A 13,104-nucleotide genomic window follows, 5' to 3' on the forward strand; every position below is an offset into this window, starting at 1 on the left:
AAACGCCCGGTTACATTCCGAACCCGGAAGCTAAGCCTTACAGCGCCGATGGTACTGCAGGGGGGACCCTGTGGGAGAGTAGGACGCCGCCGAACAATCATTGGGAGAACCCCGCACCTCACGGTGCGGGGTTCTCTGCGTTTACGGGCCCTTTTCAGGCGTGCAAGCGGGGCCGAAAGGCCCCGCTTCGGTCACAGGCGGCCCGCGGCCTTCAGCTCCAGATAGGCGTCGGCCAGGGCGGGTGCCAGTTCGTCCGGCGTCGCGTCGACGACCGTCACGCCGTGCCGGCGGAGCTGGTCCGAGGTGCGACGGCGCTCCGCCTGGGCCTGTGCGGCGGCGGCAGCCTCGTACACGGCCTCGGTGTCGCCGCGGGCCTTGGCCATCCGGGAGATGTGCGGATCCGCCACCGACGCCAGGAGGACCGTGTGGCGCTGAGTCAGTTGCGGCAGGACGGGGAGCAGTCCTTCTTCGATCGGTGCCGCGTCGAGCGTCGTCAACAGCACGATCAGGGAGCGTCGAGGGGCCGAGCGGAGCGCGGTCGCGGTGAGGCCACGCGCGTCGGTCTCCAGCAGTTCCGGCTCCAGGGTCGCCATCGCGTTGACCAGGGAAGGCAGCACGTCGCCCGCCGTCCTGCCCTGGACCAGGGCGCGTACCCGGCGGTCGTAGGCGAGGAGGTCGACGCGGTCGCCGGCGCGGGAGGCCAGGGCGGCCAGGAGCAGCGCGGCGTCCATGGAGGCGTCGAGGCGGGGGGCGTCGCCCACGCGGCCGGCGGACGTGCGGCCCGTGTCGAGGACGAGCAGGATGTGCCGGTCGCGTTCGGGGCGCCAGGTGCGGACGGCGACAGTCGACTGGCGGGCTGTGGCGCGCCAGTCGATGGAACGGGTGTCGTCGCCGGGGACGTACTCGCGGAGGCTGTCGAACTCCGTGCCCTCGCCGCGGGTGAGCACGCTGGTCCGGCCGTCGAGCTCGCGCAGGCGCGACAGCTTGGACGGGAGGTGCTTGCGGCTGGTGAACGGGGGCAGGACGCGTACCGTCCAGGGGATCCGGTGGGCGCCCTGGCGGGAGAAGAGGCCCAGGGGGCCGTACGAGCGGATCGTGACGCGGTCCGTCCGGCGGTCGCCGCGGCGGGTGGGCCGTAGGCGCGTGGTCACGCGACGGCGTTCGCCGGGGGGAATCGTCAGGCGGTGGCGGGAGGCCGCCGTCTCCGTGCCGGGTTGCCAGCTGCTGGGTGGCCAGGCGTCGCGGAGGTGGGCGCGGAGCGGGCGGTGGGAGGGGTTGGAGACGGTCAGGGTGACGTCGGCGCTCTCGCCCAGGCGTACGGAGGTGTCGCCGGAGCGGGTCAGGCGCAGGTGTCGTACCGGGGCGGCCAGGGCGTAGTCGCAGGCGCAGGCCAGCGCCAGCGGGGCGTTGACCGCGAGGATGCCCGTCCAGCCGGGGTCCCAGATGCCGACGGGGACGGAGCCGAGGGCCGCGAGGAGCGCGACGCGTCCGGTGAGTGCCATCAGCGGGGGACGGGGACGTGGGCGAGGATCGCGTTGATGACGGAGTCGGCGGTCACGCCCTCCATCTCGGCCTCCGGGCGGAGCTGGACGCGGTGGCGGAGGGTGGGGAGCGCGAGGGCCTTCACGTCGTCGGGGGTGACGTAGTCGCGGCCCGTCAGCCAGGCCCATGCCCGGGAGGTCGACAGCAGTGCCGTGGCTCCGCGCGGGGAGACGCCGAGGGTGAGGGACGGCGACTCGCGGGTGGCGCGGCAGAGGTCGACGACGTAGGCCGTGATCTCCGGGTGGACCGTCGTCCTGGCGACCTCGGCGCGGGCCGCTTCCAGGTCGGCGGCGTCCGCTACGGGGCGTACGCCGGCGGCGCGCAGGTCGCGCGGGTCGAAGCCCGCGGCGTGGCGGGTGAGGACGTCGATCTCGTCCTGGCGGGAGGGGAGCGGGACGGTCAGCTTGAGGAGGAAGCGGTCCAGCTGCGCTTCCGGCAGGGGGTAGGTGCCCTCGTACTCGACCGGGTTCTGGGTCGCGGCGACCAGGAACGGCTCGGGGAGCGGGCGGGGGGTGCCGTCGACGGTGACCTGGCGTTCTTCCATGGCTTCGAGGAGGGACGACTGGGTCTTCGGGGGCGTGCGGTTGATCTCGTCGGCGAGGAGCAGGTTGGTGAAGGCCGGGCCGGGCTGGAAGGAGAACTCGGCGGTGCGGGCGTCGTAGACCAGGGAGCCGGTGACGTCGCTGGGCATCAGGTCGGGGGTGAACTGGACGCGCTTGGTGTCGAGCTGGAGCGAGGCGGCCAGGGCGCGGACCAGGAGGGTCTTGGCGACGCCGGGGACGCCTTCGAGGAGGACGTGGCCGCGGCACAGGAGCGCGACGACGAGGCCGGTCACGGCGGCGTCCTGGCCGACCACGGCCTTGGCGATCTCGGCGCGCAGGGCCTCGAGGGCGGCGCGGGCGTCGCCCGGCTCCCCGGTCCGCCCGGCGTTGTCAGTGGTCGGGTCCATCATGGACGGCGTACCTCTCTTTCGAGGGCGTCGAGTTGGTCGGCTAGGGCTATGAGCGCCGCGTCGTCGCCGGGCGGCGGGCCGTGGAGGAGGGTGTGCAGGGACTGTCCGTCGCCGTGGAGGTGGGCGGACAGCGCGGGGAGCAGGGCCTCGGGCGCGTGCGCCTGGGCGACGGGGACGCCTACGAGGGGGGCGAGGCGGGTGCGGGTGGCGGAGCGAAGAGCGGTGGCGGCGCGGTCGCGGGCGTTGGCCTTGCGGTAGAGGCGGGCACGGCCTTCGGTGGTCTCGGAGGCGCGGATCGCCACGGGGAGCTGTTCGGGCACCAGGGGGCCGAGTCGGCGTGCCCGCCACAGGGCGGCGAGGGCGGCGGCGATGAGGAGTTGCAGGGTGCCCCAGAGCCAGCCGGAGGGGAGCAGGTCGAAGAAGCCGCGTTCGTCGTCCGGGGCGGGGGCGTCGGAGAGCGAGGGGAGGTACCAGACCAGGTGGGGGCGGGAGCCGAGGAGCTGGAGGGCGAGCGAGGCGTTGCCGTGCTCGTCGAGGCGGTTGTTGCGGAGGATGTCGTCTGCGCCGAGGACGATCGTGTCGCCCGGGGTCGCTTCGCCGGACGCTGCCGGTGTCTCGGGGATGCGGAGCAGGGTGGCCAGGCGCTGGCTGGGGTAGCAGACGTCCGCCCGCAGGTGGGTGCTGGTGTAGCGGATGCCGCCCGTGTCGGCGGTGCCCGCGCGGCGGGCGGCGGGCAGGTCGCAGCCGGGGGACAGCGTCGAGCCGAAGCTGAGTACGGGGTCGGCGGTGACGCCGGGGGCGAGCCGTTCGACGGAGGAGCCGCCGGGGGCGACGAGGACCGTACGTCCGCCGGAGCCGGCGGTCGCGGAACGCAGCTCGGTCTGCTGGTGTTCGGTCAGCAGGTCGGGAACGGCCACCAGCAGGGTGGTGTCCGGCCCGGCCGCGGCGCGGGCGTCGTCCAGGGTGGTGACCACCCGGGTGCTCACGCCCCGGTCGGCGAGGAGTTCGGCGACGGCCCGGCTGCCGTAGGGGTCGGCGGAGCGCGGGTCGAGTTCGCCGTGCCGGGCGTCGGAGCGGACGACGGCGATCGCGACGGCGCCGGCGAGGAGCAGCACGAGCGCGAGCGTGACGCCGCGCGCGCGGGTCCACAGCCGGCGGGCGGTGGGCGGGGCCGAGGTGGTGGGGAGCGTGGCCTCGGTGGTCATCCGGCGGCTCCCGGGCGGGTGTTCGAGCCGTCCGCGTTGTCGGGGGCGCTGCCGGCCAGGTGCGGTGTGCTGTGTTCCAGGTCGCGGTCGAGGTCGGCCAGGCGCCGGTACGACCGTTCGGTGCCGGGCCGGCCGCCGTATGCGACGTCGTCGAAGTCCCGGGCCGCGGTGCGCAGCCGGTCGCCGTGGGCGGGCAGGGTGCGGCCCGCTTCGATGGCCGCCTCGTCGGCGGTGCGGCCGGGGCGGACGTCGAGGAGGGCGCGTTCCTCCAGGGCGCGGACGACGGCCCGCATGCGTTCCTGGACGGCCTGGTTCCAGTGGCCCTGGGCGGCGTGCGCCTCGGCGGCGGCGCGGTGGTCGGCGGCGCTGCGGGGGCGGTCGTCGAACAGGGCGGGGGCGGAGGCGGGTGTGCGGCGCGGGGTGCCCAGGCGCCACCAGAGGGCGCCGAGCACCGCCAGGACGGCCACGATGACGGTGATCAGGCCGAGCGTTCCTCCGGGCGTCGCGGTGGAGGCCCTGCCGAACAGCTCGTCGATCCAGTCCCAGAGGGTGTTCAGGGCCCGCTGGAACCAGCCGGGGTCGTTCTCGTGGTACATGCGCTTGGACAGCTCGCGGCGCGCCGCCTCCCGGGCGGGGTCGCGTGGAGTCGTCACCGGCGGTTCGTCGCCGGAGCGTGCCAGGGACAGCACGGGGGTGTCGCCGGCGCGCAGCAACGTCCGTACGGCGGCGCGTGGCAGCACCTCTGTGAGAACTCCCCCCGCCGGTCTCACCGCATCAGCTCCCCGGGACGGCGCCGGGGCCGCCGGGGCCCTGGGTGCCGGCGGCGCGGGCCAGTTCGAGGTCGAGGGCCTCGCGGCGGATGCGCTGGTCGATGTAGAGGAGCACGGTGACGCCCGCCGTGATCGGGAAGGTGATCATGGAGCCGATCACCGAGCCGATGCCGCTGACGACGAGGAAGGTCCAGCCGAGGTCGCCGCCGCCCTCGAGGAACCCGCTGACCCCGTCGCCGCTGAGGGCGGCGGCGAGGAAGGTGAAGGGGATGACGATGATCGACGCGACGACGTTCGCGATGACCGTCGCGAGCAGCTGGATGCCGAAGATCCGCCACCAGGAGCCGCGCACCAGCTTGGTCGAGCGGCCCATCGCCTTCTTGATGCCCTGCTTCTCCAGCATCAGCGCGGGGGAGGCCAGGGAGAAGCGGACCATGAGCCAGACGGCGACGAGGCCGCCCGCCATGAAGCCCAGGACGGTCAGGGCCACGCCCGCCTCGCCGCCCGCCGTGGCGGTGACGAGGAGACCGGGCAGCATGCCGGTCAGGAGGAGGCCGGCGACCATCAGCAGCAGCAGGATGATCAGGCCGAACAGCTTGACCACCTGTGGGCGGGCGTCCCGCCAGGATTCGCGGGTGGTCACCGGCCTGCCGAGGACGGCGCGGCTGGTGACGGTGGTGAGCAGGGCCGTGGCGACGACGGTGCCGATCAGGGAGATCAGGAAGATGACGCCCGAGTTGACCGTGGTGGCGGTGAGCGCGTCGGCGAGTTCGCTCAGGGTGGCGTCGGGGTCTTCGAGGACCTCGGAGCCCGTGTCGTCCAGGACGAGACCCTGGAGGAGCACGACGATGATCTCCGTGAAGACCGCGACGGTCAGCGAGATGCCCAGGACCGTGCGCCAGTGGGTGCGCATGGTGGAGACCGCGCCGTCGAGGATCTCGCCGACGCCGAGCGGGCGGAGCGGGATCACGCCGGGCTTGGCCGCGGGCGGGGGGCCGCCCCAGCCCGCTCCCCAGCCGTAGCCGGGGCCGCCGTGGCCACCGCCCTGGCCGCCGTGCCCGCCCGGGGGCGGGGCGCCCCAGCCGGAGCGGGGCGGTGGGGGAGGCGGGGTCTGGCCGGGGCCGGTGGGTGCGGACCACCGGCCGGGTGGCGGCTGCTCCTTGGACCACTTCGTGCCGGGGCCCGTCGGTTCCGTGCTCGGCCGGTCCGCGGGCTCGTCGGTTCCCGGGCGGTCGGCGGGACCGGGCGCGCCGGGCTCCTGCCCGTCGGACGGGGCGGATCCGGGCGAGGTCCAGCCCGGAGTGTCGTTCATCGTCGCTCCTTCACGGTGCCCTTCCGCGGTCGTGGCGGCGGGTTGGCAGCCATCGTGCCATGGGGCGGTCGGCTGTGGACCGGGCGAGGTGGGGCAGCGCCCCTTCAATGGTCCGCCGGAATGGGGGCAGACTGACCGCATGGCTGATCTGTACGCGCAAAGCGGCGAGGACAAGCGGCCGACCGGGATACCTGCCCTCCGCTGGGAGGAACCCCCCGAGGGCCCGGTGCTGGTCCTGCTGGACCAGACGAGGCTGCCGGCCGAGGAGGTCGAGCTGGTCTGCACGGACCCGACCGCGCTGGTGGAGGCGATCCGCTCGCTCGCCGTGCGCGGGGCACCGTTGCTGGGCATCGCGGGCGCCTACGGGGTCGCGCTCGCCGCCGTCCGGGGTTTCGAGGTGGAGGAGGCCGCTGCCGCGCTGGCGGCGGCACGCCCCACCGCGGTGAACCTCGCGGTGGGCGTGCGCCGGGCGAAGTCCGCCCACCAAGAGGCGCTCGCCAGGACCGGCGACACCGGGCAGGCCGCCACGGCGGCGCTGGCCGCGGCACGGGCGCTTCACGCGGAGGACGCCGAGGCCAGTGCCCGGATGACGGAGCACGGGCTGGCGCTGCTGGACGAGCTGCTGCCCGCCGGCGGGCACCGCGTTCTCACGCACTGCAACACCGGGTCGCTGGTGTCGGGCGGTGAGGGGACGGCGTTCGCGGTGGCGCTCGCCGCGCACCGGGCGGGGCGGCTGAGGCGCCTGTGGGTGGACGAGACGCGTCCGCTGCTGCAGGGCGCCCGTCTGACGGCCTATGAGGCGGCGCGCAACGGCATTCCGTACACCTTGCTCACCGACAGCGCGGCCGGTTCGCTGTTCGCGGCGGGTGAGGTGGACGCGGTGCTGATCGGGGCGGACCGGATCGCGGCCGACGGCTCGGTGGCGAACAAGGTGGGCAGCTATCCGCTCGCGGTGCTGGCGCGGTACCACCACGTGCCGTTCATCGTGGTGGCGCCGGTGACGACGGTGGACGCGGAGACGCGGGACGGGGCGTCCATCGAGGTCGAGCAGCGCCCCGGCCACGAGGTGACCGAGGCCACGGTTCCCCAGGCCCCGGTGGCGGGACCGGGGGGCGGGATCCCGGTGGCCCCCCTGGGGACGCAGGCGTACAACCCGGCGTTCGACGTGACGCCGCCCGAGCTGGTGACGGCGGTCGTCACCGAGCGGGGCGTGGTCTCACCGGTGACGCGGGAGGCTCTCGCGGTGCTGTGCGCCGGGTCGCGGGGGCCGGCCACCGGCTGAGGGGGCTCCCCGGAGCGCCCGTGGGGGGCGGGCGAGCGGTGCCTGCGGTGCGTAGTGCGCCGCGGACGCGCTGTGAGACGGGCCCGTCCCGGGGCGGCAGCGGTGGAGCGGGGCAGACAGTGACGGCTCCGTACGACTATCGTCACAGGCCAGTGACCTCGCTCACCAGCACCTCTGTCGCTGTTACGAGAATGGGATGATGTCGTTTATGAAGGGACGAGTCCTTGTCGTCGACGACGACACCGCACTGGCCGAGATGCTCGGCATCGTGCTGCGTGGTGAGGGTTTTGAGCCGTCTTTCGTAGCCGACGGCGACAAGGCGCTGGCCGCCTTCCGTGAGACCAAGCCCGACCTGGTGCTGCTCGACCTGATGCTGCCCGGTCGGGACGGCATCGAGGTCTGCCGCCTGATCAGGGCGGAGTCGGGTGTGCCGATCGTGATGCTGACGGCCAAGAGCGACACCGTCGATGTGGTGGTGGGGCTGGAGTCGGGCGCCGACGACTACATCGTGAAGCCGTTCAAGCCGAAGGAGCTGGTGGCCCGGATCCGGGCGCGGCTGCGGAGGTCGGAGGAGCCGGCTCCGGAGCAGCTCGCCATAGGCGACCTGGTGATCGACGTGGCGGGGCACTCCGTGAAGCGGGACGGGCAGTCGATCGCGCTGACGCCGCTGGAGTTCGACCTGCTGGTCGCGCTGGCCCGCAAGCCGTGGCAGGTGTTCACCCGTGAGGTGCTCCTCGAGCAGGTCTGGGGCTACCGGCACGCGGCCGACACCCGGCTGGTCAACGTGCACGTGCAGCGGCTGCGTTCCAAGGTCGAGAAGGACCCGGAGAAGCCGGAGATCGTGGTGACCGTCCGTGGTGTCGGTTACAAGGCCGGACCGAGCTGACGTGAGCCAGGACAGTGCCGCTTCGGCGCCCGGCCGGTCCGGGGACCGCGCCGGGCGGCCTGTCGGCCACGGGTCCGGGCGCTCGCGCTGGGCGCGTCTGCTCGAGGGCGGGCTGCTGCACGGCGGGGTCCAGGGCAGTCCGGTGCTCCGCCTGTTCGTGCGCTGGGTACGGCGTCCGCTGCTGCCGGTGATGCGGCTGTGGCGGCGCAACATCCAGCTCAAGGTCGTCGCCACCACGCTGCTGATGTCGCTCGGTGTGGTGCTGCTGCTGGGCTTCGTCGTGATCGGGCAGGTCCGCAACGGTCTGCTGGACGCCAAGGTGAAGGCGTCGCAGAGCCAGGCCACCGGCGGGTTCGCGGTGGCCAGGCAGAAGGCCGAGGAGGCGGCGAGCACGACCGGTGACGAAGGCGCCCCCGGGGACGGCCGCCCGCCGCAGAACGTCATCCAGTGGATGAGCGACCTCGTGAAGTCGCTGTCCAGCGGTGGTCAGGGCGCCTTCGACGTGGTCACGCTCCCCATGGGCGGGGACAGCGGCAGCGGGCGCGGCCCGCGCGCCTCCGGCCTGGTCAACTGGTCGGCCAGTGTGCCCGAGGAACTGCGGGAGCGGATCGACGGCGACCCGGCGGCGGCCCAGAGCTACACGCGGATCGTCTACGACTCCGACGAGCCGTCCCAGCCGGGCCTGGTCATCGGCAAGCAGGTCAACGACCCGAACGGTGAGCCGTACCAGCTGTACTACCTCTTCCCGCTGACGCAGGAGGAGAAGTCGCTCAGCCTGGTCAAGGGCACGCTGGCGACGGCCGGGCTGTTCGTCGTCGTCCTCCTGGGAGCCATCGCCTGGCTGGTGGTGCGTCAGGTCGTCACGCCCGTGCGGATGGCGGCGAGCATCGCCGAGCGGCTGTCCGCCGGGCGGCTGCAGGAACGGATGAAGGTCACCGGTGAGGACGACATCGCGCGGCTCGGCGAGGCCTTCAACAAGATGGCGCAGAACCTCCAGTTGAAGATCAGCCAGCTCGAGGACCTGTCGCGGATGCAGCGGCGGTTCGTCTCCGACGTGTCGCACGAGCTGCGGACGCCGCTGACGACCGTGCGGATGGCGGCCGACGTCATCCACGACGCGCGCGTGGACTTCGATCCGGTGACCGCGCGGTCGGCGGAGCTGCTCGCGGACCAGCTGGACCGGTTCGAGACGCTGCTGGCGGACCTGCTGGAGATCAGCCGCTTCGACGCGGGCGCCGCGGCGCTGGAGGCGGAGCCGATCGACCTGCGGGAGGTCGTGCGGCGGGTCGTGAGCGGGGCCGAGCCGCTCGCCGAGCGCAAGGGCACGCGGATACGCGTCGTCGGCGACCAGCAGCCCGTGGTCGCGGAGGCGGACGCCCGGCGTGTGGAGCGGGTGCTGCGCAATCTCGTCGTCAACGCCGTCGAGCACGGCGAGGGCCGGGACGTCGTCGTACGGCTCGCCGCGGCCGGCGGTGCGGTCGCCGTCGCGGTGCGCGACTACGGTGTCGGGCTCAAGCCCGGCGAGGCCACCCGGGTCTTCAGCCGTTTCTGGCGGGCCGACCCGGCGCGCGCGCGTACCACCGGTGGTACGGGGCTGGGCCTGTCGATCGCGCTGGAGGACGCGCGGCTGCACGGCGGCTGGCTGCAGGCCTGGGGCGAGCCGGGCGGTGGTTCGCAGTTCCGGCTGACGCTGCCCAGGACGGCGGACGAGCCGTTGCGGGGCTCGCCGATACCGCTGGAGCCGGCGGACTCACGGCGCAGACGCGGGCTGAACGACGCCGGTCCCCGTGAAGCGGGCCAGGCGCACGGTGCGGACAAGGCGGCCACCGTCCCGGCGCAGGCCGCGCTGGGCCAGGAGTCCTCGGCGTCAGCCCGGGGTCCGATACCACCGCGGTCGTCCGCCACCGCCACCGCCGATCCGACGGCGCTGCCCGGCAACGGAGCGCGTGTGGTGCCGCGGCCCGTCCCGGGCGCCCGTGAACAGGACGGCGCACCCGGGCCGGAGGCGGCGGGCCGCCCGGACGCCGGGCCGGAGGAGCCGAGCAGGCGAGGGGAGGCATCTCGTGGGCGCTGACCGCGAGGGGAGCGGCCGGCGGACGCCGACGCGGGCGGTGACGTACGCGGTCTGCGGCGTCGTACTGCTGGGAGGGTGTGCCTCCATGCCGGACAACGGGGATCTGCGGGGCGTGGAGTCCACGCCCCGGCAGGACCCGCAGGTGCGGGTGTTCGCGATGCCGCCGGCGGAGGACGCGTCGCCGTCGGAGATCGTGCAGGGCTTCCTGGAGGCGTTGACCAGCAACGACCCGCACTACGAGACGGCCCGCAAGTACCTGACGGGTGACGCGGCGAAGACCTGGCGGCCGGAGCGGTCCACGACGGTGCTCGCGGGCGGGGCCGGCACCGAGGCCGACCACTCGGCGAGCCGTGCGGACGCCGACGAGTTCTCGTACTCGGTCACGCTGACCGGCACCAGGGTCGCCACGGTGGACGCGCAGCAGTCGTACTCGCCGGCCGCCGGCCAGTACCGCGAGCCGGTGCACCTGTCCCGCGACCCGAAGAGCCGGCAGTGGCGCATCGACCGCCTGCCGCAGGGCGTCGTCATGGGCAAGTCCGACTTCCAGCGCACCTACATGTCCGTCAACAAGTACTACTTCGCCTCGAACACCGTCCCGCAGGCCGGGGCCGGTACGGGTGGGCGGCCGGCGGCCGTCGCCGATCCCGTCTACGTGCGCCGCCTCGTGGACCCGCTGACCCAGGCCGTGCGCTCGTTGATCGGCGGGCCGACGAGCCTGCTGGGACCCGTGGTCAGGTCGAGCTTCCCGGCCGGCACGGCGTTGGCGGACAACGTCGACTCGCTGACACCCGACGACCGCAACACGCTGGAGGTGCCGCTGAACGCCAAGGCCGCCGGGGTCGGTGCGGACACGTGCGACGAGATGGCGGCGCAGCTCCTGTTCACCCTCCAGGGCCTCACCCCCGCCGTGGACGAGGTGGAGCTGACCTCGGGGGACAAGCGGCTGTGCTCGCTCGGAGAGGACCGGGCCGAGTCGGTCGCGACGCGCGGTTCGGCCCAGCAGCCGGACTACCTCTACTTCGTGGACACCAAGCACCGCCTGGTGCGGATCGCCGCGGGCAGCACCGCGTCCCACCCCGAAGCCGTGCCCGGGGCGCTGGGGGAGGGCACGAAGGCCCTGCGGTCGGTGGCGGTCTCGCGGGACGAGCACAGCGCGGCCGGCATCGGCTTCGACAACAAGACGCTGTACGTCGCCCCGCTGACGCCGGACAGCTCGCTCGGGGACCCCCTGCTGGTCAGCGCGGGCAAGACGGAGGCGGACCGGCTGACGCCGCCCAGCTGGGACGCCCGGGGCGACCTGTGGGTCGCCGACCGGGACCCGGAGAATCCCCGGCTGCTGCTGTTCGAGGAGGGCGCGGGCGAGCCGGTGCAGGTGCGGATCCCCGGGCTGGACGGGCGTGTGCAGGCCGTGCGGGTGGCGGCCGACGGGGTGCGGATCGCGCTCGTCGTGGAGAAGGACGGCGAACGGTCGCTGCTCATCGGGCGGGTCGAACACGACGGACGGGCCGGCGAGCGGTCCACGGTCACCGTCGTCGGACTGCGCTCCGCCACGCCCGAGCTGGAGGAGGTCACGGCCATGTCCTGGGCCGGTGACAGCCGGCTCGTGGTGGTCGGGCGCGAGCGCGGGGGCGTCCAGCAGATCGGGTACGTCCAGGTCGACGGCTCCACGCCGGAGGCGTCGGTGCCGGCGGCGCTGACCGGGGTGAAGGAGATCGCCGCGACCGAGGACGAGCGGCTGCCGCTGGTGGCGTACTCGGAGGACCTGATCGTCCGGCTGCCGTCCGGCATGCAGTGGCAGAAGGTGACGGAAGGGACGGCGCCGGTCTATCCGGGCTGAGGCGGCGGTCCGGTGCCGGCGCGTGTTCACCCGGGCGGGTGACGCTGGTCGCTCCCGGGGCGGAGTTGTCCCCAGGGAGCGCCCGGGAGTTCTCCACAGGCCTGGCCGAACGGTGCGGGCGTCGGCACGGTGGTGGCCATGCGCGGGTGGTGGCAGGACCTCGGCGACCTGGTGCTGCCGGCCGAGTGCGGAGGCTGCGGCAGGGCCCGCACGGTGCTGTGCCCGCGGTGCCGTACGGCGCTGGGCGGGGGAGCGCCGTGCCGGGTCCGTCCCGACCCGGAGCCGCCCGGGCTGCCGGTGGTGCACGCGGCGGCGCGGTACGCGGACGAGGCGCGGGCCGTGCTGCTGGCCCACAAGGAACGTGGTGCGCTGGCCCTCGCCGGGCCGCTCGGCACGGCTCTGGCCGGAGCGGTGCGGGCCGGGCTCCGGGAGGCGTGCGCGGGCGGTGGGGCGCTCTTCGCGGGTGTGCGGGAGCCGGTGCTGCTCGTGCCCGTGCCGTCCGCGCGCCGGGCGGTGCGGGCGCGTGGTCACGACCCGGCGCGCCGGATCGCCCTCGCGGCTGCGGGCGAACTGCGGCGGACCGGGACGTCCGCCCGGGTGTGCGCCGTGCTGCGGCAGCGGCACGGCGTGGCGGACCAGTCGGGGCTGGGCGCCCGGCAGCGGCGGGACAACCTCGCCGGCGCGCTGGCGGTGGTCCCCGGCGGGGCCCGGCTGCTGGGCGGCCGCGGGCCGGTCGTCCTCGTCGACGACCTGATGACCACGGGGGCGTCCCTGGCGGAGGCTGCGCGTGCCGTGCGGGAGGCGGGTGGGGTTCTGGATGAGCGGGGGACGGGGGCGGACACGTACAGGACGGCGAGAACGGCTGTGTATTCGTCGGCGGCATGGGAAGGCAGAGAGGAACGGAGGAGCGGGCCCCGAATGGAGGGTCCGGGCGGAGGCGATGACGTGATCCGGGAAGTGATCTGCGCGGCCGTGGTCGCGGCTTCGCCAGCCGCTTTCGAAATAAACCGGAACTGATCGAATACTTGCTTCGTTGCAGGTAATGAGAGAGCCAATTCACCGGAACGGAGGTAGGTCGCGGTAGAGGGTGACGACATCCGTCCGGGCGAGATATGTTCGGTTGTGAGGTAAAGCCGCAGGCCACACCTCTCCGATCCGAATGCCGTGCTGCGGGTTCAGCCGTCATCACCCGCACCGGTGGAGTGGATACCTCGCCCGCGGGGGAGGAGGTGGAAGTCACCGAG

The 13,104-nt window shown here is 73.9% G+C and carries 10 protein-coding genes and 1 rRNA gene; 6 read left to right on the plus strand and 5 right to left on the minus strand.

Annotated features, from left to right (window positions below):
• Positions 1-95, plus strand: a 5S ribosomal RNA gene (rrf, locus tag ACZ4V6_RS00005); the annotation flags it as partial.
• Between the two features lie 96 nt (positions 96-191).
• Here the strand turns inward: rrf and ACZ4V6_RS00010 are convergent.
• From ACZ4V6_RS00010 to ACZ4V6_RS00030, 5 genes are read right to left on the minus strand one after another with little or no spacing between them, the layout of a single operon-like run.
• On the minus strand, positions 192-1,502 hold the full coding sequence (locus ACZ4V6_RS00010; protein ID WP_467821461.1) for a DUF58 domain-containing protein: 1,311 nt from the start codon (positions 1,500-1,502) through the stop codon (positions 192-194).
• On the minus strand, positions 1,502-2,491 hold the full coding sequence (locus tag ACZ4V6_RS00015; protein WP_467821462.1) for an AAA family ATPase: 990 nt from the start codon (positions 2,489-2,491) through the stop codon (positions 1,502-1,504). Before ACZ4V6_RS00015 ends, ACZ4V6_RS00010 begins: the two co-directional genes overlap by 1 nt.
• Positions 2,491-3,699, minus strand: a complete 1,209-nt coding sequence (locus ACZ4V6_RS00020; protein WP_467821463.1) for a DUF4350 domain-containing protein — start codon at positions 3,697-3,699, stop codon at positions 2,491-2,493. The genes ACZ4V6_RS00015 and ACZ4V6_RS00020 overlap by 1 nt, the downstream gene beginning before the upstream one ends.
• Positions 3,696-4,439 (minus strand): DUF4129 domain-containing protein, encoded by a 744-nt coding sequence (locus tag ACZ4V6_RS00025; protein WP_467821464.1) that lies wholly within the window; start codon positions 4,437-4,439, stop codon positions 3,696-3,698. The genes ACZ4V6_RS00020 and ACZ4V6_RS00025 overlap by 4 nt, the downstream gene beginning before the upstream one ends.
• A gap of 34 nt (positions 4,440-4,473) precedes the next feature.
• Positions 4,474-5,781, minus strand: a complete 1,308-nt coding sequence (locus tag ACZ4V6_RS00030; protein ID WP_467821465.1) for a DUF7847 domain-containing protein — start codon at positions 5,779-5,781, stop codon at positions 4,474-4,476.
• Between the two features lie 139 nt (positions 5,782-5,920).
• Between ACZ4V6_RS00030 and mtnA the strand changes: the two genes are divergently transcribed.
• The 5 genes from mtnA (at position 5,921) to ACZ4V6_RS00055 (ending at position 12,877) form a co-directional block, all read left to right on the plus strand.
• Positions 5,921-7,063: an S-methyl-5-thioribose-1-phosphate isomerase gene (gene mtnA, locus ACZ4V6_RS00035; protein ID WP_467821466.1), complete on the plus strand. Its 1,143-nt coding sequence runs from the start codon at positions 5,921-5,923 to the stop codon at positions 7,061-7,063.
• Between the two features lie 196 nt (positions 7,064-7,259).
• The gene (gene mtrA / locus ACZ4V6_RS00040; protein ID WP_003975799.1) at positions 7,260-7,949 is read left to right on the plus strand and encodes a two-component system response regulator MtrA; all 690 of its coding nucleotides are present in this window, start codon (positions 7,260-7,262) and stop codon (positions 7,947-7,949) included.
• A gap of 1 nt (position 7,950) precedes the next feature.
• A complete protein-coding gene (gene mtrB / locus ACZ4V6_RS00045) occupies positions 7,951-10,023 on the plus strand; it encodes an MtrAB system histidine kinase MtrB (protein WP_467821467.1) in 2,073 nt (690 codons plus the stop codon).
• A complete protein-coding gene (locus ACZ4V6_RS00050) occupies positions 10,013-11,860 on the plus strand; it encodes an LpqB family beta-propeller domain-containing protein (protein ID WP_467821468.1) in 1,848 nt (615 codons plus the stop codon). Before mtrB ends, ACZ4V6_RS00050 begins: the two co-directional genes overlap by 11 nt.
• A 138-nt stretch (positions 11,861-11,998) precedes the next feature.
• Entirely contained in the window at positions 11,999-12,877 is an 879-nt protein-coding gene (locus ACZ4V6_RS00055; RefSeq protein WP_467821469.1) for a ComF family protein, read from the plus strand.
• Positions 12,878-13,104: the final 227 nt, after the last annotated feature.

The sequence above is a fragment of the Streptomyces sp. NPDC029152 genome (assembly GCF_055564355.1).